Raw genomic sequence first — 20,239 nt, 5'->3', positions numbered from 1 at the left:
TGGCGGGCTGTGCGTCGCGGCGGGTCATGGCCGGATCACCACGGTTTCGGCGCCTTCGGGAAACTTCATGCCGAGGCGGTCACGGGCCACCTGGTCGATGCGGTTGCTCTCGGCCCAGGTTGCCTGCTCCAACTGGAGCCTTCCGAACTCGATATTGAGGTCGTCGCGCGCCTTTTCCAGCTGGCTGAACTGGATGAACAGGCGGCGGTGCTGGTGCCGCGCCTGCACCACCATCAATGCCGAGACGATGTTGGCGACGATCAGCACGACCAGGACCAGACGCAGGTTCATGCGCCCACCCCCAACTTCTCGGCCACGCGCAGCACCGCGCTGCGGGCGCGCGGGTTGGTGGCGATTTCCTGGTCTGTGGCCTTCTGCGCGCCGTCGATCGCCAGCAGGGTCGGCGTGAACGCCTGCTCCACCGGCATGCGGCGGTTGGCCGGCGGCGCCTTCGCGTGCTTGGCAATGAACTGCTTGACGATGCGGTCTTCCAGCGAATGGAAGCTGATCACCGCGAGCCGGCCGCCGGGCTTGAGCCGCGCCATCGCCGCGTCCAGGCCGGCCTCGAGGTCGGCCAGTTCGCGGTTGATGAAGATGCGGATGGCCTGGAAGCTGCGCGTGGCCGGGTGGATCTTGCTGTCGCCGCGCGGCATGACCGAAGCGATGAGTTCCGCCAGTTGGGCAGTGCGCGTGAGCGGCTGTTCCTCGCGTCGGGCAACGATCGCGCGGGCGATGCGCCGGCTCTGCCGCTCCTCGCCGTAGGTCCACAGCACGTCGGCGATCTCGCGGTCGTCGGCGCGGGCCAGCCATTGCGCGGCGCTTTCGCCCGAGTCCGGGTCCATGCGCATGTCCAGCGGACCGTCCTTGCCGAAAGAGAAGCCGCGCTCGGCCTCGTCCAGCTGCGGCGAGGAGACGCCCAGGTCGAACAGCACGCCGTCCAGGCCCTCGGCGGTGGCCGGCCACTGCGCCAGTTCGGCGAAGCTGCCGCGGAAGATCGCGACGCGCGCGTCCGAGCCGAACTCACGTTCGGCCACGGCGATCGCCTCGGGATCCTTGTCCATCACCAGCAGCTTCCCCTTGGGCCCCAACTGCGCCAGCACGCCGCGGGCGTGCCCGCCACGGCCGAACGTGCCATCCAGGTACGTGCCATCGCCGACCACCCGCAGGCCTTCCAGCACCTGCGCATACATGACCGGAAGGTGGCCGGAAGCCGCATGCGTGCGGTCCATGCCACCGCTCGTCACAACTGCAAATCGAGCAGCTCGTCGCTCAGATCCTCGTCAGTGATGACCTGACGGATCTGCTCGTGATGCGCGTGCTCGCTCCACAACTCGAATTTGTCGCCCATGCCCAGCAGGACGGCCTTCTTTTCAATGCCGACGGCGCTGCGGTGGCTGGGGGGAATGGTGATGCGGCTGTTGCCGTCCAGTTCGACGAAGTGGGCCGCGCCCACCAGCTTGAGTTGCATCACCCGGCTGAACTTCTTGACCCGCGGGAGCTTGTTGACGTCGTCGCGGACGCGCTCCCACACGTGATGCGGATAGATGTAGAGGGACCCGGATTCGAACGGGTTGTAGGTGATGACCAGTTTGTTGCCGCAATCGCGCGCGACGAGGTCGCGGTAGGCGGTGGGCACCGCCAGCCGGCCCTTCTCGTCAATCGTGATGGCGGTCTCGCCCTGGAACATTGAGCACCTTGTGTGCGCCACCTCTAAGCGGGCGGCTTCGCCACTGGAAAACCACAAAAAACCCGGATTTCCCTCTGATGCCCACCTTAGGCAGGGCCTCTGGGGTTGTCAACAACTTTCCAGTGGGAATTTCGCTTGGCGCATCAATGGCTTAAGGGAAACTTCACACTCTTATTCAAGACTTATCCACTAAGTCTTGTTTCAGCTCATCTTTTGGTCTTGGATGGCTCTTCACATCCAGATAACAATCACTTGCGTGATGACCTTCGCACCCAGCCAGAGCTGCGAGCACGCATGCTGCACTGCGCAAATGCCCCTGCCGGAGACGCGGCGGGCAGGTGCAGTCAAAGTGGCGGAGCCGGCCGGTAAGCCGGGTTCTGTCGTGGACAGTCATTCCTCTAGGCGCATCGTCACCGATACGCTCAAGCAACCTACCCGGAGACACCGCGGGCCGCGGCATTGTCTCCCTATTTGGTCTTGCTCCCGGTGGGGTTTGCCGTGCCGGTCTGTTGCCAGACTCGCGGTGCGCTCTTACCGCACCGTTTCACCCTTGCCACGCGCCAAGCGCTCTTTCGAGCACCGGGCCGTTCGGCGGTCTACTCTCTGTTGCACTTTCCGTCGGCTCGCGCCGCCCAGGCGTTACCTGGCACCGTGCCCTGTGGAGCCCGGACTTTCCTCGGCATTCTTTCGAATGACGCGACTGTCTAGCCGGCTCCGCCATGGCTATTGTCGCATGGTTTGCAGGGTGGTCGGACGGGCTACACCCCGTACAACGCCTTCCGCGGCGCGCCACTCAGTTCAGCGGCCAGTTTGGCCGCGGTTGACGGCGGCAGGTGCTCGGCCAGCTTGGCGTACAGGCGCTTGCCTTCCGCCAGGCGCGCATCGGCGTCGTCGCCCGCGCCTTCGACGATGACCACGAATTCGCCCTTGCGCTGGTTCGGGTCGGCCTGGACCTTGGCCAGGAGTTCGGCCAGGGTGCCGTCGAGCACCGTCTCGAACAGCTTGGTCAGTTCGCGCGCCAGCACGGCGGGCCGCTGCGCGCCGAAAGCACCCACCATGTCCTCCAATGCCTCGTCGATGCGGTGCGCGGACTCGTAGAACAGCAGCGTGCGCGGCTCGGCGGCCAGCCGCGACAGCCGCTCGCGGCGCGCGGACGCCTTGGCCGGCAGGAAACCCTCGAAGGTGAAGCGGTCCGAGGGCAGACCCGCCACGCTCAGCGCGGCGATGGCCGCGCAGGCACCGGGCACCGGCGAGACCTTGATCCCCGCCGCGCGCGCGGCGCGGACCACGCGGAAGCCGGGGTCGCTGACCAGCGGCGTGCCCGCGTCCGAGACCAGCGCCAGCGACTCGCCGGCCTGCAGCCGCGCCACCAGTTGCGCGGCCTGCGCGTCCTCGTTGTGCTGGTGGAGGGCGACCAGGGGCCGCTCCAGGCCGAAATGGGCCAGCAACTGGCGGGTGTGGCGGGTGTCTTCGGCGCAGACCGCGGCGACCGTGCGCAGGGTGTCGAGCGCGCGCGTGGAAAGGTCGCCGAGGTTGCCGATAGGCGTGGCGACGACATGGAGGGTGCCGGGGGTCTGCATCGTGCTTCCACAGGAGGGACGGGTAGAATCCTAACCCGGTCCCCCCCAAACGCCGCGTGGCGGCGCCTGCATGCCGATGATGACTGTCTCGAGGAAGTGGATGTTCGCGCCGGTGCTGCTGGCCGCGCTGGTCGGTGGTTGCGCCACGGTACCGACCGGGGGCGCGCGCACCGAACAGGTCAGTCGCTCGCCGCAGGTGCAGCAGGCGCACGCGCTCGCCGTAGCCGCCGCCGGCCTGAGCGGCACCGCGCGCAGGACCCAGGACGAGCAGATCGAGCGCCTGCTGGCCCAACTGGACAACGCCACGCTGGCGCGCGAGGCCGCGGCGCTGCCGGCCGGCGACCCGCTGTACAACTACACGGGGCGAGCCCTGCTGGTGCGCGGCCTGCCGCTGCCCCGCCCGTTCGATCGCAGCGCATGGAAGTTCGACGCCGGTAACCGGCCGGCCGCCGACCGCGACGGCTACCGCCCGCCTCTGAAGCTGGCGGTGCTGCTGCCGTTGTCGGGCAGCCTGGCCCCGGCGGCAGCTCCGGTACGCGACGGCCTGCTGGCAGGTTACTTCGGCGAGTCGCGGGCCAAGCCCGAGGTGCAGTTCTACGACACGGCCGCTGGCGTGGGCGCGGCATATGACCGCGCCGTGGCCGAGGGCAACGACTTCGTGGTCGGCCCGCTGGGGCGCGACGAGGTCACCACGATCTTTTCCCGCCCATCGTTGCCGGTGCCGCTGCTGGCGCTGAACCGTGGCGACACGCCTCCGCCGGCCGGCAATGCAAGCTTCTCCCTGTCGCCGGAGGACGAAGGCGTCGCCGCCGCGGAGTGGCTGCTGGGTCGCAAGTCCACCCGCGTGCTGGTGGTCGGCGGGGAGGACGACACCCAGCGCCGTGCCGTCGCCGCGTTGCGCGGCCGTCTGGCCGAACGCGGTGCCAGCGTCACCGACGTGGTCGGCAGCGGCACCGTTGACTTCGCGCCGTTCGCGCAGAAGGGCGTGGATGCGGTGTTCCTGGCCGTGCGCGGCAACACGGCGCGCGGCGTGGTGCCCAAGCTGGCGCTGGCCGGCTTGAGCGGCAGGCCGGTCGTCGCGACCTCGCAACTGCTGTCGGGCACGGGCAAGCCGACTGAAGATGCGGCACTGGATGGCATCGCCTTCCCGTCCGAGACCTGGACCACGCACGGCGCCCGCGGCCTGCCCGCCGCGGCGTCCGCCGCGCAAATGTTGCCCAACGCCCGCGGCGGAGCAGCGCGCCTGTTCGCCTTCGGCCACGACGCGTGGTTGCTGGCGGCGTACCTGGAGCGGCTGGCGGTGTCGGCCGATGGCCGCATCGAAGGCGCCACGGGCACGCTTCGCATGGACGGATTCGGCAACGTGCAGCGCACGCCGGCGTGGTCGACGTTCCGTGGCGGTGTCGCCGTACCGCTCTGAGGCGGCCGCTCCACGCGACCGGCGCGCCCTCGGCGCGTCGGTCGAGGCGGCCGCACGCGACTACCTCGTGGCACAGGGCCTGGTGCCGGTGGCTGCCAACGTCGGGTATCGCCTCGGTGAGCTGGACCTGGTGATGCGTGACGGCGACGGACTGGTCTTCGTCGAGGTGCGCTACCGGCGCGACGACCGCTACGGCGGTGGCGCCGCTTCGGTCGACTGGCGCAAATGCCGCAAGCTGGTGCGCGCCGCGCAACTGTTCCTGATGCACCACCCGCGATGGGCCGATGCACCCTGCCGCTTCGACGTGATCGACGCCGAAGGCGATGCCACGGCCCCACAACTGACCTGGCTGCGCGATGCCTTCCGCGTGGATGACGTGATGTGAGCGCTTCGCCGCTCCCCGCCGCACTGGATGCCGAGTTGCACGCCCTGCTCGGGGACGCCTGGTTTACCGATGCCAGTGAGCGGCTGGCCTACGCTTTCGACAACTCGCGACGCGAAGCGCTGCCCGATGCCGTGGCGCTGCCGACCACGCGCGAACAGGTGGTGGCGCTGGTGCGCGCCTGCCGCGCGCACCGCGTGCCGTTGGTGGCACGCGGCCGCGGCACCAACACCACCGGGGCCACCGTGCCGATTTCAGGTGGCGTGGTGGTGTCGTTCGAGCGCATGAACCGGATCATCGACATCCGCCCCGGCGACCGCTGCGCAGTGGTGGAACCGGGCGTGCTCAACGGCGACCTGCAAACGGCGCTGCAACCCCACGGCCTGTTCTGGCCGCCGGATCCGACCAGTGCGGTGTTCAGCACGGTCGGCGGCAACCTCGCCTGCAACGCCGGCGGCCCGCGCGCGGTGAAGTACGGGGCCAGCCGCGACAACGTGCTCGCCCTCACCGCGGTCACCGGCGCGGGCGAACTGATCGAGTGCGGCACGGCGACCACCAAGGGTGCCACCGGCTATGACCTGCACCGCCTGCTGGTGGGCAGCGAGGGCACGCTGGCGCTGATCGTCGAAGCAAGCCTGAGGCTCACGCCCGCACCTTCGGCACGCCGCGCGCTGCGCGCGATCTACCGCGACGTGTCCTGCGCGGCGCAGGCGGTGGCGCGGTTGATGGCGCAACCGGTGACGCCGTCGATGCTGGAGTTCATGGACGCGCAAGCGGTGCGCTTGGCCCGCGACGTGGGCGGCGCCGACCTGCCGGCCGATGCCGGCGCATTGCTGATGATCGAAGCCGACGGTGACGCGGAAACCCTGCCGCACGACATCGAAGCCCTGGCCCGGGCGGCCGAAGGCGATGGGCTGGTCTCGCTGGACGATGCCGCCGACGAAGCCGCCCGCGCGAAGCTGTGGGCCGCGCGCAAGGCACTTTCGCCTGCGCTGCGCACGCTGGCCCCGGGCAAGATCAACGAGGACGTGGTGGTTCCGGTATCGCGCATCCCCGCGCTGGTCGATGGGGTGCAGGCGCTGGCACGCGAGTTCGACCTGCCCATTGTCTGCTTTGGCCACGCGGGCAACGGCAACCTGCACGTCAACCTGATGTACGACCCGGCCGATGGCGCGCAGGCGCAGCGCGCGCGCGGCGCGATGGCACGCGTGTTCGCGCTGGCGGTATCGCTGGGCGGCACCCTGTCGGGCGAGCACGGCATCGGCCTGGCCAAGCGGGACTTCATGCCGCAGGCAGTGACGCCCGCCACCCTGGCCGTCATGCGGCAGCTGAAGGCGGTGTTCGACCCGGACGGCATCCTCAATCCCGGCAAGTTGCTGCCGCCCTGAAGGCTGCCCAGGTCACGCGTTGGCCACGCGGCCTGCACGCGCCCAAGGGTTAACCTGCGTGCGCCCTCCCCGGAGAGGCCACTCCACGTGAGCCGCCCACTGGACCGCCTGTTGCGCGACATCCGTGCCTGCCGCATCTGCGAGGCGCACCTGCCGCTGGGTCCCAACCCCGTGCTGCGCGCCAGCGCGACCGCAAGATTGCTGGTGGTAGGCCAGGCCCCCGGCACCAAGGTCCACGCTACCGGCATTCCATGGAACGACGCCAGCGGCCAACGCCTGCGCCAGTGGCTGGGTCTGGACGCGGACCGGTTCTATGACGAGCGCCACGTGGCCATCGTGCCCATGGGCTTCTGCTATCCGGGCCGCGGACCCTCGGGCGATCTTCCGCCCCGCCCCGAGTGCCGTGCCACCTGGCACCCGCAGTTGTTGCCGTTGCTGCCGCAGATCCGCCTGACATTGCTTGTCGGCCAGTACGCGCAGGGCTACTTCCTCGGTTCGCGACGCAAGGCGACGCTTACCGAAACCGTGCGCGCGTGGCGAGAGTACCTGCCCGCTCACCTGCCCCTGCCCCATCCCAGTCCGCGCAACGTCGGCTGGTTCAAGGCGAATCCGTGGTTCGAGGCGGAAACGGTGCCCGCTCTGCGCGAGCGCGTTCACGCGCTGCTGGGCTGAGCGTTACCCGGCGAAATGCTCGTAACCGACTTGCGAAGGCCGCCACTCGACGCCCCCCGCCTGCAGCAGGCGCACTCGCCCGGCAGTGGGCGTGACCGTACCGATTCGGGTAAGTCGCAGCCCCTGGTCGCGGGCGATGCGCTCGATCGCGGTGCGTGACGTCACCGCCGCGGTGAAGCACAACTCGTAGTCGTCGCCCCCGCTGGCTTGCAGGCGCTGGCGCTCGGCCGCGGGAAAGGCAGCGGTCAGGGATTCCGACGCCGGTAACGCGGCGCACTCCAAGTCGATGCCGACCCCGCTGGCCACGGCCACATGCGCCAGGTCTGCCGCCAGGCCGTCGGAGATGTCGATGCAGGCATGGGCTACACCGACCAGCGCGCGTCCCAGTTCAACGCGCGGGATCGGCCGGTCCAGCCGGTTGCGCAGGGCCGATGACATGGACTGGCCGGTGGTCCACTGGGCCAAGGCGCCGGCGGCGTCACCCACGGTGCCGCTGAGCCAGACGTCATCGCCCGTGCGCGCGGCGTCGCGGCGCAGCGCCTGCCCCGGCGGGACAAAGCCGTGCACGGTCACGCAGATCGACAGCGGGCCACGGGTCGTGTCACCCCCCACCAGCGCCACGCGGTGCCGGGCTGCAAGATCGAGGAAGCCATCCAGGAACGCATCCACCCACGTTGCATCGCTACGCGGGAGGGACAGCGACAGGGTGCACCACGCCGGCGTGGCACCCATCGCCGCCAGGTCCGACAGGTTGACCGCCAGCGCCTTCCAGCCGATATCGGCCGGCGCAGTCTCCTCGGGGAAGTGCACGCCGGCGTTGAGGGCGTCCATCGCGACGACCAGCTGCTGCCCGGTCGGCGGTTGCAGCAGCGCCGCGTCGTCACCGATGCCCAGCACCACGTCGTCGCGCGTGGCGGCGCGCTGCGCGATGCGGGCGATCAGGTCGAACTCTGGCAAGGCACCCGCGCGCGGCTTACTTGCCGCGCCCGGCCCCCACTTCCACCGCGCGCCATGCGGCGGCGGCATGGTCGAGCACGCCGTTGACGTAGGTGTGGCCGTGCTCGGCGCCAAAGCGCTTGACCGACTCGATGGCCTCGTTGATGACCACGCGGTACGGCACGTCCGGGCGTTGGCGCAACTCGTAGGCGGCGATGCGCAGTGCGGCACGCTCCACCGGGTCCACCTGCTCGACCTCGCGGTCGAGGAACGGGGCCAGCGCCTGGTCGAGGTCCTTGACGTGCCCGTCCACGCCACGGACCAGGTCCTCGAAGTACTCGAGGTCGGCCGGCTCCTTGGCCTGCTCGTGCGCGAACTGCGCGATCACGTCGTTGACCTTGGCGCCGGACAGTTGCCAGGCGTACACGGCCTGCAACGCACGGCGTCGCGCACGCGAACGGGCGACGGGATCCACGCCATCGGGGCGGCGGCGGTTCATTCCAGCACCTCCAGCAGGTCGTGGGCGGCGGGCAACTGGTCAAGCAGATGGCACATCTCGATCACCACCAGCGCGGCCTCCTCGCCCTTGTTGCCATGGCTGCCGCCGGCGCGGGCCTGGGCATCCTCGAAGCGGTCCACGGCGAGCACGCCGTTGGCCACCGGCACGCCGTAGTCCAGCGCCACGCGCATCAGTCCCTCGGAACAGCCGTCGGCCACCTGCTCGTAGTGGCGGGTGTCGCCGCGCACCACGCAACCCAGCGCCACCACAGCGGCGTGCTGGCCGGCCGCGGCAATGCGGGCAGCGGTCACCGGAATCTCCCATGCGCCGGGCACGCGGATCACGTCCACTGCATCCTCGGCCACGCCGTTGTCGGTGAAGGTCTTGCGCGCGCCCGCCACCAGGGTGTCGGTGATGCGCGGGTTCCAGCGGCTGGCGATGATGGCGTAGCGCGCGCCGGTCGGGCTGCGCAGGTCGCCTTCGATATGGGGCATGGAGGGGGCCGGTGGTGGGGTGAAGAGGGTTAGTTTAGCTGCTGGGGCCGATCAGAGCGTGTGCGGGTCCACGTACTCGACGACCTCGAGGCCAAAGCCCGCCAAGCCGATCTGCTTGCGTGGGGTACCCAGCACCCGCAGTTTGCCCAAGCCCAGGTCGGCCAGGATCTGCGCACCGGCGCCCGTGCGGCGCCACTCGGTCAGGGCGTGGCCGGCGCCGGGCGTCAACTCGTCCTGGTGGGCCGGCTCGCGCAGCCGGGCGAGCAGCGCGTCGGGGGTGGCCGTGTCGGCCAGCACCACCAGGGCGCCCCGGTCCTCGCGGGCGAGGGCCGCCAGCACGTCGCCCACCGCCGGGCCGAAGTCCGGGCGGCGCCAGTGCAGCGCATCGGCCAGCGGGTTCTGCACGTGCACGCGCACCAGCGTCGGTTCCGGCTTGTCCGGGGTCCCGCGCAGCAGGGCGAAGTGCAGCGCGTGGCTGAGGCGATCGCGGTAGGTCGTCAGCTGGAAGGGGCCGTGCTCGGTGTCGATCTGGCGGCTGTCGACGCGTTCCACGGTGTGCTCGGTGGCCAGGCGGTAGCGGATCAGTTCCTCGATCGAGCCGATCTTCAGGCCGTGCTCCCTGGCGAAGGCCTCCAGTTGCGGGCGGCGGGCCATGCTGCCGTCGGCGTTGAGGATCTCCACCAGCACGCCGGACGGCTCCAGCCCCGCCAGCAACGCCAGGTCGCTGGCCGCCTCGGTGTGGCCGGCACGGTTGAGCACGCCGCCCGGCTGCGCCTGCAGCGGGAAGATGTGGCCCGGCTGGCTGAGGTCGTCCGCGGTGGCGTCGGGCCGCACCGCGGTGCGCACGGTATGCGCGCGGTCGTAGGCGCTGATGCCGGTGGTCACGCCCTCGGCGGCCTCGATGCTGACGGTGAAGTTGGTGTGGTGCGGCGAGGTGTTGTCACGCACCATCGGCGGCAGGCCCAGCTGGCGGCAGCGCTCGCGGGTCAGCGACAGGCACACCAGGCCACGGGCGTGGGTGACCATGAAGTTGATGTCCTGCGGCCGCACCAGTTCGGCGGCCATGATCAGGTCGCCTTCGTTCTCGCGGTCCTCGTCGTCGACGATCACGACCATGCGGCCGGCGCGGATTTCCTCGAGGATCTCGGGGATGGTGGCGAAGCTCATGCGGATTCTCCAGCGGCGGCGCCGCTTGCGAAATGGTCGTCGGGGGTGGTGGCGCGGTGGGCGAACAGGCGCTCGGCATAGCGCGCGACCAGGTCCACCTCGAGGTTGACCGCATCGCCGACGCGGGTCTGCTGGAACGCGGTGTGCGACACGGTGTGCGGAATCAGCGCGACCTCGAAGCCGGCGTCATCCACTTCGTTGACGGTGAGGCTGACGCCGTCGACGCAGATCGAGCCCTTCTTGGCGACGTAGCGCAGCAGCGCGGGCGGCGCGCGGAACCGCCAGCGCAGCGCGCGCGCGTCCTCGGTGATGCGTTCGACGCGGCCCACGCCATCGACGTGGCCGCTGACGATGTGGCCGCCAAGGCGGTCGGTGGGGCGCATCGCGCGTTCGAGGTTGACCATGGCGCCGACCGGCAGCGCGCCCAGCGTCGTCAGCGCGAGTGTCTCGGTGGAGGCATCGGCGTCGAACGAGGTGGCGTCGTAGGCGATGACGGTCAGGCAGGTGCCGTTGACCGCGATGCTTTCACCCAGGCGCACGTCATCGAACGGCAGGCTGCCAACTTCGATGCGCAGGCGGGCGTCGCCGTCCTGCAGGTCACGCGAGGCGAGGCGGCCGACGCCTTCGATGATGCCGGTGAACATCAGGCGGCCCCCATGGGCATGCAACAGCCAACGTCCACCGCGAAAGTGGCGACGCAACCATGGACCTGACGGGTGGCGCGTCGACTGGAGGGGCCGAACATCAATTGAGGCATGGCACGTTTCCCGCGTGGAAGGCGAGCGAAAAACGTCGCAAGGCAGTGGCATGCGCGTCCGCCACGACCGGCGGACGGTCGCTGGCGCTCCGCCACGCGCACGGGCGCTGCAGCGGATGCGCACGCCGTCTTCTTTCATCCGGACTATGACCGTCGGCTCCGGCATTGGACCGGATCTGCTGACCTTCCCGGTACCAGGGGCATCGGGAAGCGCTCGCGGGCTTGTTGCACGACCGGGGCCGTGCGACCTACCGCCGGTGGGGAGTTGCACCCCGCCCTGAAGACGTCGCGTTATGCCGCCGGGGCGGCGCGGGCATTCTACCACCGCCGGCCCGCACGCCCGCTGCGGAGCGCACTGCACCCGTGGAACGCAGTGTTGGCGAGGTGCTGCGGCGCCTCCCGTCGGCCGGCGGGCCGAGGCCGCGTCAGGGCTTCTGTCGCAGGTGCAGGAACAGGGGCCAGCTGATAGTGCGCAGGTCCGCGGCGTCGCCCCAGTTTTCGGCCAGGGCCGGTGCGTGGTGGGCCACTGGGTCGATGCCGGTGGCCGCACGACAGCGCGCACTGGCCGACATGCTGGACAGGTAGCGCAGGAAGTGACGAAGCGACCACTCCGCCTCCAGCCACAGCGCGGGCGCCGGCAGCGCGGGGAACGGCCATTCGTAACCGGCGTAGCGCGCATCGATCTGCGCTCGCTCCGGGGGCCAGTAAGGTTCGATACGGGCGCGGAAGGCCGCCACCGCGTCCAGCATGCCCTCCGGGGCCACGAAGTCCGGATACCCCCAGGCCGCGAGGACACCGCCCGGGGCCAGCACGCGCTGGCACTCGGCAAAGAACTCCGGCCGGTCGAACCAGTGCAGCGCCTGCGCGACGGCGATCAGCTGCACCGAGCCCTCGGCGAGGGCCGTGCGCTCGCCGGGCTCGACTGCCAGCGACACCCGTGGATCGGACGAGGGCAAGGGCACTGGCGGGGCGGCTGCCTCGCCCCCCGCAGACGTCGTCGCAAGCCCACGGTCGTCCGCGCACGCCCAGTGTTGAACCAATTGCTGGGCGCTGGGGTCGGTGGCGTGCACGTGCGCGAAGCGGGCGACCAGCCCATGCGTGGCCTGCCCGCTGCCGCAACCCGGCTCCCATACCCGCGCGGTGGCCGGCACGTGCAGGGCAATCGCGTCGAACAGCGCGTCCGGATATTCCGGTCGCACGGCGGCATAGGCATCGGCGATACCGGAGAAATGGTCCTTGAAGCCGCCCGTGCTCACCCGGTGTGCACCGGCTGCAACAGCAGGCGCACGTCGTGGCCGATGTAGCGCGACTCGACGATGCGCAGGTGGTGGCGTTCGGCCATGGTGGTGATGCCGAGGCCGTCGAACATCGGCCGCGCGTTCTCGCCCAGCAGCACCGGCGCCACGTACAGCAGGATTTCGTCCACCAGTCCGGCCGCCATGAACGCACCGGCCAACGTCGCGCCCGCCTCGATCTGCACCTCATTGATCTCGCGCGCGGCCAGCAGCTGGAGCACTGCGTGGAGATCGAACAGCCCGCCCCTCACCGGCGCGGACGCGACCTGGGTGGTCAGCCCGCGCGGCGGCTTGGCGTCGGGGGCGTGGATGTACAACGTCGGCGCATCGCCCTCGCGCACGCGGCCGCGAGCGACGGTGGCCAGGCCGGGGTCGAGCACCACGCGCAACGGGGGCAGGAACGGGGTGTCATCGCCCAGGCGCACGGTCAACGAGGGATCGTCGGCCAGCACCGTCCCGGCGCCGGTCAGGACGGCGCCGGCACGCGCGCGCCAGTGCTGCACGTCGTGGCGCGAAGCCTCGCCGCTGATCCACTTGGACTCGCCGTTGTCGAGCGCGGTGCGGCCATCCAGGCTGGTGGCCAGCTTGACCCGCACCCACGGCCGACCGCGTTCCTGCCGCGAGAGGTAGCCGCGGTTGAGCGCACGCGCATCACCCGCCATCAGGCCACTGTCCACCGCAATACCGGCCGCCTGCAGCTTGTCGAAACCGGCGCCGTCCACCTGCGGGAACGGGTCACGCATCGCCGCGACGACGCGCGACACCCCGGCGGCCACCAGCGCGTCCGCGCAGGGGCCAGTGCGTCCGGTGTGCGAACAGGGTTCCAGCGACACATAGACCGTGGCGCCCCTGGCACGCTCGCCCGCCTGCTGCAGGGCGTTGACCTCGGCGTGGGCCTCGCCGGCACGCACGTGCCAGCCTTCGCCGACCACCTCGTCGCCTTGGGCGATGACGCAGCCCACCATCGGGTTGGGGCGGGTGGTGTAGGCGCCACGCTCGGCCAGGCGGATGGCGCGGGCCATCATGGCGTGGTCGGTGGCGGAAAACTGCGTCATCGTTTGCTCCAGGGGGGGGATCCTTCGGCTACCGTCCTGGCGCCGACGGCACGGGTCTGCGGCAGGGTCAGCGCTTGCGGCCCTTGGCCGCCGGCTCGGATTCCCCTTCCAGCAGCGGCAACTGCCCTTCGCCGCCGTGGTCGCTTTCCAGCCGGTCGAGTTCCTCGCGGAAATCGGCCACGTCCTGGAAATCGCGGTACACCGAAGCAAAACGCACGTAGCCCACGTGGTCGAGCTTGCGCAGTTCGGCCATCACGAACTCGCCCAGCCGCCGTGACGGCAGCTCGCGCTCCGCGGTCATGCGCGCGCGGTGCACCACCGCGCGCACCGCCGCTTCGATCTGTTCTTCCGACACCGGGCGCTTCTGCAGCGCGCGATCGAAACCGCCCCGCAGCTTGCGCGCGTCGAACGCCTCGCGCCGGCCGTCGCTCTTGACGATGGCCGGCAGCTTCAGCTCGATGGTCTCCAGCGTCGAGAAGCGCTCACCGCACGCCTCGCACACCCGGCGACGACGGATGGTCGCGCCGTCGTCGGACACCCGCGAGTCGATCACGCGGGTGTCCAGGTGCTGGCAGAACGGACAGTGCATGCGTCTGCGTCAGCCGTAGACCGGGAACTGCTTGCACTGCTTGCTGACGTTGTCGCGCACCCCGGCGATGACCTTGTCGTCGCTGGGGTTGTCCAGCACGTCGCAGATCCACTCGGCCAGCGCCACGCAGTCGGCTTCCTTGTAGCCACGTGTGGTGACGGCCGGGGTGCCGATGCGCAGGCCCGAGGTCACGAACGGCGAACGCGGGTCGTTGGGCACCGAGTTCTTGTTGACGGTGATGTGGGCCTTGCCCAGCGCAGCCTCCGCGTCCTTGCCGCTGACGTCCTTGCCGATCATGTCGATCAGCATCAGGTGGTTCTCGGTGCCACCGGAGACGATCTTGTAGCCGCGCGCCATGATGGTCCTGGCCATCGCCTGCGCGTTCTTCACCACCTGCTCCTGGTAGGTCTTGAACTCCGGCTGCAGCGCTTCCTTGAAGGCCACGGCCTTGGCCGCGATCACGTGCATCAGCGGGCCACCCTGGATGCCCGGGAAGACGATGCTCTGCAGCTTCTTCACCAGCTCCTCGGACGCGCCCTGGGCGACGATGATGCCGCCGCGCGGGCCGCGCAGGGTCTTGTGCGTGGTCGAGGTGACCACGTGTGCGTGCGGCAGCGGATTGGGGTACACGCCCGCGGCCACTAGGCCGGCGACATGCGCCATGTCCACGAAGAGGTAGGCACCGACCTTGTCGGCGATCTCGCGGAAGCGCGCCCAGTCGATCTTCTGCGAGTAGGCGGAGAAGCCGGCCACGACCATCTTCGGCTTGTGCTCCACGGCCAGGCGCTCGACTTCGTCGTAATCGATCAGGCCCTGGTCGTTGACGCCGTACTGCACGGCGTTGAGCAGCTTGCCGGAGATGTTGACCTTGGCGCCGTGGGTCAGGTGGCCGCCGTGGGCCAGCGACATGCCGAGGATGGTGTCGCCCGGGTTGAGCAGGGCGAAGTACACGGCCTGGTTGGCCTGCGAGCCGGAGTGCGGCTGCACGTTGGCGTAGTCCGCGCCGAACAGCTGCTTCAGGCGCTCGATGGCCAGGTTCTCGGCCACGTCCACGTACTCGCAACCGCCGTAGTAGCGCTTGCCCGGGTAACCCTCGGCGTACTTGTTGGTCAGCTGGCTGCCCTGCGCTTCCATCACCAGCGGGCTGGCGTAGTTCTCGGAGGCGATCAGTTCGACGTGGTCTTCCTGGCGGCGGGTCTCGTCGGCGATGGCCTTGGCGAGTTCGGGATCAAAGGCTTCGATACGGGCATTGCGCTGGAACATCGCCACTCCGACGGGTTGGGGTTGCTGGGGGGAGGAAGTCAAGTGTAACGGCGGCGGACACCCCGGGGCCACAAAGGACCGCCCACGCTCAGCCGGGTCGCGGCCGCCGCAAGCGCCCTGCCAAGACAACTGCCACGACCAGGTCGAATCCGACACACAACTGCGCGTACCAGACCACTCCCGGGGTGCACGTGCGGGTCATCAAGTGAAATACGCCATCCCATACCGGATGGGCGAGCCAGCCCAGCAACAGGAATCCCGGATGCCAGCGGACCCCGGCCCATGCCAAGGCGGCGAAGAGCCCGAGCCCCACCAGCTCGGTGACCAGCGCCTGCGACGTGCAGGCCGCGACGGCCACGCCGACATAGACGAGCGCGGCCACCACCAGGACCACGGCCGCAGCGCTCCGCAACGACGCCCCCCGGACGTGGACGGATTTCAGGAACACCAGCGCCAGCACGGCGCCGAGCAGGTACATGAACATCACGACCATCCGTGGTCACGTGGGCGGCGAAGTATACCCGGCGGTCCGCGGGCCACATCCGCCCCAACTGCCGTTGAACGGCCGGGCCCGGCGAATGGCGGCCCGGACCGACATCCGCGATAATGGTCTGATCCCCAGTTTCCCCGGCCCTGCCCCCGGCAGGTCGCCGCCGTATGTCCAGCGACGCCCCCGGGGCGTCGCGCCCGCCGGAGCCCCCATGTCGCAATTCATCTACACCATGAACGGTGTCAGCAAGACCGTTCCGCCCAAGCGCCAGATCATCAAGGACATATCGCTGTCCTTTTTCCCCGGCGCGAAGATCGGCCTGCTGGGCCTGAACGGCGCCGGCAAGTCGACCGTGCTCAAGATCATGGCCGGCGTGGACAAGGACTTCACCGGCGAGGCGCGGCCGCAGCCCGGCATCAAGGTCGGCTACTTGGCGCAGGAGCCGCAGTTGGACCCGACCCAGACCGTCCGCCAGGCGGTGGAAGTGGGCCTGGGCGAGATCATCAACGCCCAGCACGCGCTGGACGCGGTCTACGCCGCGTACGCCGAGGAAGGCGCCGACTTCGACAAGCTGGCCGCCGAGCAGCAGCGTCTCGAGGCGATCCTGGCTTCGGGCGATGCGCACATGATGGAACAACAGCTGGAAGTCGCCGCCGACGCGCTGCGCCTGCCGCCGTGGGACGCGGTGATCGGCAACCTGTCGGGTGGCGAGAAGCGTCGCGTCGCGCTGTGCCAGCTGCTGCTGCAGAAGCCGGACATGCTGCTGCTCGACGAGCCGACCAACCACCTGGACGCCGAGTCGGTGGAATGGCTGGAGCAGTTCCTCGCCCGCTACACCGGCACCGTGGTGGCCGTCACCCACGACCGCTACTTCCTCGACAACGCCGCCGAGTGGATCCTCGAGCTGGACCGCGGCCGCGGCATCCCGTGGAAGGGCAACTACACCGACTGGCTGGTGCAGAAGGACGAGCGCCTGAAGCAGGAAGAGAACCAGGAGAAGTCGCGGCAGAAGGCCATCCAGAAGGAACTGGAGTGGGCCCGCCAGAACGCCAAGGGCGGCCGCTCCAAGGGCAAGGCCCGCCTCGCCCGCCTGGACGAACTGCAGTCGGTCGATTACCAGCGCCGCAACGAGACGAATGAAATCTTCATTCCGCCGGGCGAGCGCCTGGGCAACTCGGTCATCGAGTTCAAGAACGTCAGCAAGAAGTTCGGCGACCGCCTGCTGATCGACGACCTCAGCTTCATCGTGCCGCCGGGCGCCATCGTCGGCATCATCGGCCCCAACGGTGCCGGCAAGTCGACGCTGTTCAAGATGATCACCGGCCAGGAGAAGCCGGACTCGGGCTCGATCAACATCGGCCCGACCGTGAAGCTGGCGTACGTGGACCAGAGCCGCGACAAGCTGGAAGGCAACCACAACGTGTTCCAGGAGGTCTCCGGCGGCCTCGACATCCTCAACATCAACGGCATCGAGATCCAGTCGCGCGCCTACATCGGCCGCTTCAACTTCAAGGGCCAGGACCAGCAGAAGCTGGTGGGTTCGCTGTCGGGTGGTGAGCGCGGCCGCCTGCACATGGCCAAGACCCTGCTGCAGGGTGGCAACGTGCTGCTGCTCGACGAACCGTCCAACGACCTGGACATCGAAACCCTGCGCGCGCTGGAAGACGCGCTGCTGGAGTTCCCGGGCAACACCTTCGTGATCTCGCACGACCGCTGGTTCCTGGACCGCATCGCCACGCACATCCTTGCCTTCGAAGGCGACTCGCACGTGGAGTTCTTCCAGGGCAACTACCGCGAGTACGAGGAAGACAAGAAGCGTCGCCTGGGTGCCGAGGGCGCACAGCCGCACCGCCTGCGCTTCAAGGCGCTGAAGTAAGCGACGGAGTCGACGATGAGTTTCATGCAGCAGTTGCGCAACCGCTGGGACCAGGCCAACTCGCTGGTCTGCGTGGGGTTGGACCCGGAGCCAGCCAAGTTCCCGGCAAAGTTCGCCCACGACCCGGACGCGGTGCTGCACTTCTGCATCGACATCGTCGACGCCACCGCCAAGTACGCCTGCGCGTTCAAGCCGCAGATCGCGCACTTCGCCGCGCTCGGCGAGGAAGGGGCACTGGAGCGGGTGATCGCGCACATCCATGCGCACCACCCCGGCATTCCCGTGATCCTGGACAGCAAGCGCGGCGACATCGGCAGCACGGCCCAGCACTACGCCACCGAGGCCTTCGACCGCTATGCCGCCGACGCGGTGACCGCCAACCCCTACCTGGGTCGTGACTCGGTGCAGCCGTTCCTCGACCGCGCCGATCGCGGCGTGGTGATCCTGTGCCGCACTTCCAACCCGGGCGCGGGTGACCTGCAGGACCTGCTGGTGGACGGCCGACCGCTGTACCAGCACGTGGCCGAGAAGGTCGCACGCGATTGGAACGGCAATGGCAACTGCGCGCTGGTGGTGGGTGCAACGTGGCCGGAGCAGCTGCGCGACGTGCGCGCGATCGTCGGTGACGTGCCGTTCCTGGTGCCCGGCGTGGGCGCTCAGGGCGGCGATGCCGGCGCCGTGGTGCGCAATGCGCGAACCGCCGACGGCACCGGTCTGATCATCAGCAGCTCGCGCGCGGTGCTGTACGCCTCGGGTGGCGAGGATTACGCCGAGGCGGCCGCTTCGGCTGCCAAGGCGCTGCGCGACGAGATCAACCAGCACCGCTGAAGTTGTCGTTAGGCGGACCTGCCGCGCATTCGGCCGCCCGCAGCCGCGCTGGCTTGGGCGGCCGTGCCGATTCCTCGGGGGCGCACCTGGCGAACGCGCTCAGCGCCTGAGCGCCGCCCTCAGCACCGACAGTGGGAATCGCAGCCAGATGGCCAGGAACACCGCGGCACGCACCAACGTGCCCCGTCGCGGCGCCTCGAAGCGGGTGAAGTAGCGCCACAGGCCGCGGTGCTTGTGCCACTCCACGAACACCGGCCGCGAACGGCTGGAAACCCCACGCACATGCAGCACGCGCACGGCATTGGCCACGGCCACGGCGCCGCCGGCGGCACGCACCCGCCGGCACAGGTCCAGGTCTTCGGCGTGCAGCCGGTAGCCCTCGTCAAAGCCGCCGATGCGCTCGAAGAGCGCGCGGGGCAGCAACATCAGCGCGCCGGAAATCGCGTCCACGGGCTGCAGTGACTGCCCATCATCGATGGTCACCGCCAGTTGCGACTTTCCGGCGGGATTGCGCAGCACGCCCTGCAGCATCCTCGCGAAATCCGGGTCACGCCGCCGCGCGGCCGGATCGCGGCGGCCCTCCTCGTCCACCAGGTCGGCACCAAGCAACGTGGGCGGCGCGACGGGGGCCAAGGCCAGCATCCGGGTGAAGGTATTGGGTTCCACCAGGCAGTCGGGGTTGACGAAGGCCAGCCACGGCGCGTCGACCTCGCGCGAGCCCTGGTTGCACGCGACGGAGAAGCCCGGGTTGTCAGGGTTGGCGATGAAGCGGACGCGCGGGTCGGCCAGCGCATGGCGCTGCACCACTTCCAGCGTGTCGTCGCGGGAGTCGTTGTCGACCACGCGGATGGCGGCGACACCCTCCGCCTCGCGCAATCGCGTGAGGCACGCATCAATGGTGCTCGCGCTCTGGTAGGTGACGACAACCGCGCCGACGCGGGCATCCGCGGTTACGGCGCTCATGCGTCGTCGTCCGCGATGACGGCGGGACGCGCGCCTGCGGGGGCTCTGCCCTCGCCCGCGCCCTCGAACAGATCGCCCTGCGGTGCCGGCGCGCCCAGCGTCGCCAGCAACTGCGACAGTTGCTCACGCGCTCCGCGCAGCGGATCCTGCATCAGGCACTGCGCAAGGCGCGCGTGCCAGTCCGGCCAGCGCACTGCCAACCGGTCCATGTCCCCGTCCGCGGGCACGCCCTCGCCACGGCGGGCCACGAACGCGGAATCGCAGAGCACGTTGCGCCAACCCAGTCCGGCCAGTCGCAAGGAAAGGTCGATGAGCGCGGCATACCAGGATCCGTAGCTGGCCGCATCCAGCCCGCCAGCACGCGCCCGCGCGGCGCCGCGCAGCAGCACGGCGTGTCCCACGGCCGCCGGCAGTTCCGGCAGCAATGCCGGCATGTGCGCGGCCGCATGCGCCAGGCTCAGGGGCTCGGCGGGCATCGGCGCGATCTCGCCAATCCGAGGCCACGCGGCGACCTCACCCGCGTTGGACCACGGGGTCACGCTGCCGATCGCGCCATCGGCCTGCAGGCTGGAGCTCATTCGCTCCAACCAGCCGGGTAGCGGCACGGCGTCCGGCGCCAGCACCACCACGTCCATGCCACTGCAGGCGGCCAAGGCCTGGTCCAGGTGGACCACTTCGCCCACGCTGCGCTGACGGCGGGTGTAATCGGCTTTCAGCGCCGTGCGCGCCATCCAGCGTTCGATGATGGCGTAACCGCGTGGCCCGGCGCAGGCGTCGTCGGCCAGCCACACCCGCGTGCCAGCGGGCGTACTGGCGTCCAGTGCGGCAAGGCAGGCATCGAGGGCGTCATCGTCACTGCCTACCGGCAGCACCACGATGGGCATTCCGCCCCGCACCT

At 69.7% G+C, this 20,239-nt stretch carries 21 protein-coding genes, 1 other RNA gene, 1 pseudogene and 1 riboswitch; of the genes and pseudogenes, 6 read left to right on the top strand and 17 right to left on the bottom strand.

The genetic code is table 11. The features are described 5' to 3' along the window. Positions 1-24 precede the first annotated feature (24 nt). The 5 genes from ftsL to rsmI form a co-directional block, all read right to left on the bottom strand. Positions 25-291 (bottom strand): cell division protein FtsL, encoded by a 267-nt coding sequence (gene ftsL, locus AC3ARF_RS02485; protein WP_498929972.1) that lies wholly within the window; start codon positions 289-291, stop codon positions 25-27. After that, a complete protein-coding gene (gene rsmH / locus AC3ARF_RS02480; RefSeq protein ID WP_498929970.1) occupies positions 288-1,229 on the bottom strand; it encodes a 16S rRNA (cytosine(1402)-N(4))-methyltransferase RsmH in 942 nt (313 codons plus the stop codon). Before rsmH ends, ftsL begins: the two co-directional genes overlap by 4 nt. Before the next feature lie 11 nt (positions 1,230-1,240). Continuing rightward, a complete protein-coding gene (gene mraZ, locus AC3ARF_RS02475) occupies positions 1,241-1,687 on the bottom strand; it encodes a division/cell wall cluster transcriptional repressor MraZ (RefSeq protein ID WP_498929968.1) in 447 nt (148 codons plus the stop codon). 350 nt (positions 1,688-2,037) lie between these two features. After that, positions 2,038-2,403, bottom strand: an RNA gene (gene rnpB / locus AC3ARF_RS02470) — RNase P RNA component class A. Between the two features lie 42 nt (positions 2,404-2,445). Further along, entirely contained in the window at positions 2,446-3,267 is an 822-nt protein-coding gene (rsmI, locus tag AC3ARF_RS02465; protein ID WP_498929966.1) for a 16S rRNA (cytidine(1402)-2'-O)-methyltransferase, read from the bottom strand. A gap of 217 nt (positions 3,268-3,484) precedes the next feature. Between rsmI and AC3ARF_RS02460 the strand changes: the two are divergent. The 4 genes and pseudogenes from AC3ARF_RS02460 to AC3ARF_RS02445 all read left to right on the top strand — a co-directional run. After that, positions 3,485-4,687, top strand: a pseudogene (locus AC3ARF_RS02460) (penicillin-binding protein activator); the annotation flags it as partial. Continuing rightward, on the top strand, positions 4,668-5,072 hold the full coding sequence (locus AC3ARF_RS02455; RefSeq protein ID WP_498931722.1) for a YraN family protein: 405 nt from the start codon (positions 4,668-4,670) through the stop codon (positions 5,070-5,072). The pseudogene AC3ARF_RS02460 and the gene AC3ARF_RS02455, both read left to right, overlap by 20 nt. Then, on the top strand, positions 5,069-6,457 hold the full coding sequence (locus tag AC3ARF_RS02450) for an FAD-binding oxidoreductase (RefSeq protein ID WP_498929965.1): 1,389 nt from the start codon (positions 5,069-5,071) through the stop codon (positions 6,455-6,457). The genes AC3ARF_RS02455 and AC3ARF_RS02450 overlap by 4 nt, the downstream gene beginning before the upstream one ends. Positions 6,458-6,544: 87 nt before the next feature. After that, on the top strand, positions 6,545-7,129 hold the full coding sequence (locus AC3ARF_RS02445; RefSeq protein ID WP_498929963.1) for a uracil-DNA glycosylase family protein: 585 nt from the start codon (positions 6,545-6,547) through the stop codon (positions 7,127-7,129). A gap of 3 nt (positions 7,130-7,132) precedes the next feature. Here AC3ARF_RS02445 and thiL read toward each other — a convergent pair whose 3' ends face one another. The 10 genes from thiL to AC3ARF_RS02395 form a co-directional block, all read right to left on the bottom strand. Then, positions 7,133-8,086, bottom strand: coding sequence for a thiamine-phosphate kinase (gene thiL, locus AC3ARF_RS02440; RefSeq protein WP_498929962.1), 954 nt, complete (start codon positions 8,084-8,086; stop codon positions 7,133-7,135). A gap of 16 nt (positions 8,087-8,102) precedes the next feature. Next, on the bottom strand, positions 8,103-8,564 hold the full coding sequence (gene nusB / locus AC3ARF_RS02435; RefSeq protein WP_498929960.1) for a transcription antitermination factor NusB: 462 nt from the start codon (positions 8,562-8,564) through the stop codon (positions 8,103-8,105). After that, on the bottom strand, positions 8,561-9,058 hold the full coding sequence (gene ribH, locus AC3ARF_RS02430) for a 6,7-dimethyl-8-ribityllumazine synthase (protein WP_498929958.1): 498 nt from the start codon (positions 9,056-9,058) through the stop codon (positions 8,561-8,563). The genes nusB and ribH overlap by 4 nt, the downstream gene beginning before the upstream one ends. A 51-nt stretch (positions 9,059-9,109) precedes the next feature. After that, complete coding sequence (gene ribB / locus AC3ARF_RS02425) at positions 9,110-10,225, bottom strand: 3,4-dihydroxy-2-butanone-4-phosphate synthase (protein WP_498929956.1); 1,116 nt, start codon at positions 10,223-10,225, stop codon at positions 9,110-9,112. Further along, positions 10,222-10,869 (bottom strand): riboflavin synthase, encoded by a 648-nt coding sequence (locus AC3ARF_RS02420; RefSeq protein ID WP_498929955.1) that lies wholly within the window; start codon positions 10,867-10,869, stop codon positions 10,222-10,224. Before AC3ARF_RS02420 ends, ribB begins: the two co-directional genes overlap by 4 nt. A gap of 236 nt (positions 10,870-11,105) precedes the next feature. Beyond that, positions 11,106-11,271, bottom strand: a riboswitch (FMN riboswitch). A 136-nt stretch (positions 11,272-11,407) separates the two neighbouring features. Beyond that, the gene (locus tag AC3ARF_RS02415; protein WP_498929953.1) at positions 11,408-12,238 is read right to left on the bottom strand and encodes a class I SAM-dependent methyltransferase; all 831 of its coding nucleotides are present in this window, start codon (positions 12,236-12,238) and stop codon (positions 11,408-11,410) included. Beyond that, positions 12,235-13,332 (bottom strand): bifunctional diaminohydroxyphosphoribosylaminopyrimidine deaminase/5-amino-6-(5-phosphoribosylamino)uracil reductase RibD, encoded by a 1,098-nt coding sequence (gene ribD, locus AC3ARF_RS02410; RefSeq protein WP_498929951.1) that lies wholly within the window; start codon positions 13,330-13,332, stop codon positions 12,235-12,237. Before ribD ends, AC3ARF_RS02415 begins: the two co-directional genes overlap by 4 nt. Before the next feature lie 67 nt (positions 13,333-13,399). Next, positions 13,400-13,921: a transcriptional regulator NrdR gene (gene nrdR / locus AC3ARF_RS02405; RefSeq protein WP_498929949.1), complete on the bottom strand. Its 522-nt coding sequence runs from the start codon at positions 13,919-13,921 to the stop codon at positions 13,400-13,402. A gap of 9 nt (positions 13,922-13,930) precedes the next feature. Next, positions 13,931-15,184 (bottom strand): serine hydroxymethyltransferase, encoded by a 1,254-nt coding sequence (gene glyA, locus AC3ARF_RS02400; protein WP_498929947.1) that lies wholly within the window; start codon positions 15,182-15,184, stop codon positions 13,931-13,933. A gap of 88 nt (positions 15,185-15,272) precedes the next feature. Further along, on the bottom strand, positions 15,273-15,668 hold the full coding sequence (locus AC3ARF_RS02395; RefSeq protein WP_498929946.1) for a hypothetical protein: 396 nt from the start codon (positions 15,666-15,668) through the stop codon (positions 15,273-15,275). A gap of 217 nt (positions 15,669-15,885) precedes the next feature. On the opposite strand from AC3ARF_RS02395, the gene ettA reads away from it, so the two are divergent. Then, complete coding sequence (ettA, locus tag AC3ARF_RS02390) at positions 15,886-17,550, top strand: energy-dependent translational throttle protein EttA (RefSeq protein ID WP_498929944.1); 1,665 nt, start codon at positions 15,886-15,888, stop codon at positions 17,548-17,550. A 15-nt stretch (positions 17,551-17,565) separates the two neighbouring features. Further along, complete coding sequence (gene pyrF / locus AC3ARF_RS02385; RefSeq protein ID WP_498929942.1) at positions 17,566-18,378, top strand: orotidine-5'-phosphate decarboxylase; 813 nt, start codon at positions 17,566-17,568, stop codon at positions 18,376-18,378. A gap of 99 nt (positions 18,379-18,477) precedes the next feature. Here pyrF and AC3ARF_RS02380 read toward each other — a convergent pair whose 3' ends face one another. Both AC3ARF_RS02380 and AC3ARF_RS02375 read right to left on the bottom strand, forming a co-directional pair. After that, complete coding sequence (locus AC3ARF_RS02380) at positions 18,478-19,341, bottom strand: glycosyltransferase family 2 protein (protein WP_498929940.1); 864 nt, start codon at positions 19,339-19,341, stop codon at positions 18,478-18,480. Then, the gene (locus tag AC3ARF_RS02375) at positions 19,338-20,225 is read right to left on the bottom strand and encodes a glycosyltransferase family 2 protein (RefSeq protein WP_498929939.1); all 888 of its coding nucleotides are present in this window, start codon (positions 20,223-20,225) and stop codon (positions 19,338-19,340) included. Before AC3ARF_RS02375 ends, AC3ARF_RS02380 begins: the two co-directional genes overlap by 4 nt. Positions 20,226-20,239: the final 14 nt, after the last annotated feature.

It is taken from the genome of Lysobacter sp. KACC 24251, from assembly GCF_057747755.1.
This window is presented reverse-complemented; position numbering and strand designations above follow the sequence as displayed.